Source organism: Hydrogenophaga luteola, from assembly GCF_042648585.1.
Classification (GTDB): domain Bacteria; phylum Pseudomonadota; class Gammaproteobacteria; order Burkholderiales; family Burkholderiaceae_C; genus Hydrogenophaga; species Hydrogenophaga luteola.
The window spans coordinates 1-1,654 of sequence record NZ_JBHRXX010000015.1 but is presented as its reverse complement, the minus strand read 5'-3'; the positions used below and the strand labels follow the sequence as shown (position 1 = coordinate 1,654).

The window sequence follows — 1,654 nt, the reverse complement described above, 5'->3', positions numbered from 1 at the left end:
CCGCAATCGGCACACCCACCGTCGCCGCCTGGCCGTCGATCTGCGTCACGCTCAGCGTCTCGCCGTCCACGTCCGTGTCGTTGCCCAGCACCGCAATCGTCACCGGCGTGTCTTCGGCCGTCGTGCGGCTGTCGTCCACCGCCACCGGCGCGTCGTTCAGGCCGTTGACCGTGATGGTCAGCGTGGTCGTGGCCGTCAGGCCACCCGGGTCGCTGACCGTGTAGGTGAACACGTCGCTCTGGCTCTCGCCTGCGTCCAGCGCCTGCGCCGCCGCGTTGGGCACATACGTGTAGCTGCCATTGGCGTTGAGCGTGAGGTTGCCCCAGGTGCCCGAGAGCACCGCGCCCACCGTGCCGGGGGTGCCGCCGAAGGAGACCGCGCTGACCGAGAGCGTGTCCCCGTCGATGTCCGTGTCCGCACCGACCGTGCCCAGGATCACCCCGTTGGCTGCGTTCACGCTCAGCGTCGCGTCTTCGGTCGTGCTGTTGGTGTTCGGGTTGGCTTCGGGCGCGTCGTTGATGCCGCCCACGTTGACCGTCACCGTCGCCGTGTCGGTGCCGCCGTTGCCGTCGCTGATGACGTAGGTGAAGGTGTCGGTGCCCGTGAAGTCCAGGTCCGGCGTGTACACCAGGTTGCCGCTGCCATCGATCGTCACCGTGCCGTTGGCCGGGTCGCTGAAGCTGGTGACCGTCAGCGGGTCGTTGTCCACGTCGCTGTCGTTGGAGCGCACCAGGATCGTCACCGGCGTGTCCTCCGGCGTGGTCGTGCTGTCGTTCACCGCCACCGGCGCGTCGTTGACCGGCGTGACCGTCACGTTCACGTTGGCCGTCACCGGCGTGGTGCCGTCCGTGGCGGTGTAGGTGAAGCTCACCGGGCCGTTGTAGTCGGCTGCCGGCGTGAAGGTGATGGTGCCGTCGCCGTTGAGCGTGGCCGTGCCGTTGGAGACCGTCACGGGCACGCCCACCGTCGCCGCCTGGCCGTCGATCTGCGTCACGGTCAGCGTGTCGCCATCGGAGTCGCTGTCGTTGAGCAGCACGTCGATCACCACCGGCGTGTCTTCCGGCGTGGTCGCCACGTCGTCGGAGATCGAGGGCGTGTCGTCCAGCGGCGTGACCGTGATGTCCAGCGTGCTGCTGTTGCCCGTGTTGGTGGTGTAGGTCACCTGCGGCACGCTGCCGTTCCAGTCGGTCTCGGGCGTGAAGGTGTAGTCGCCGTTGCTGCCCAGGGTCAGCGTGCCGATGCCGGCAATCGTCGCCGTCTGGCCCGCGGTGTAGGCCGTTGCATCGCCCGCCACCGTGAAGCCGCTGACGCTCAGCGCGTTGTCCACGTCCACGTCGTTGGTCAGCACGTTGCCCGTGGCCGGGATGTCTTCGGGTGTGGTGGTGCTGTCCGGCGTGAGCACGCTCGGATCGTTGACCGGGCTCATGGTCAGGGTCAGCGTGGAGGTGTCGGTGCCGCCGGCTCCGTCGCTCACCGTGTAGGTCGCCACCGGGATCGCACCCGTGTAGTTGGCCACCGGCGTGAAGCTATAGCTGCCGTTGCCGTTGATCGTCAGCGCGCCCACGCCGGCAATCGTCGCCGTCTGGCCCGCCGTGTAGCTCGTGCCGTCTCCGGCCACCGTGAAGCCGCTGATGGACAGCGGGTTGCCGTCCAC

General features: G+C 68.6%; 1 protein-coding gene. It reads right to left on the bottom strand.

The window, feature by feature from the left end:
• A partial coding sequence (locus ACFOPI_RS24230) for an Ig-like domain-containing protein (protein WP_382180025.1) occupies positions 1 to 1,654 on the bottom strand: 1,654 nt, incomplete at both ends.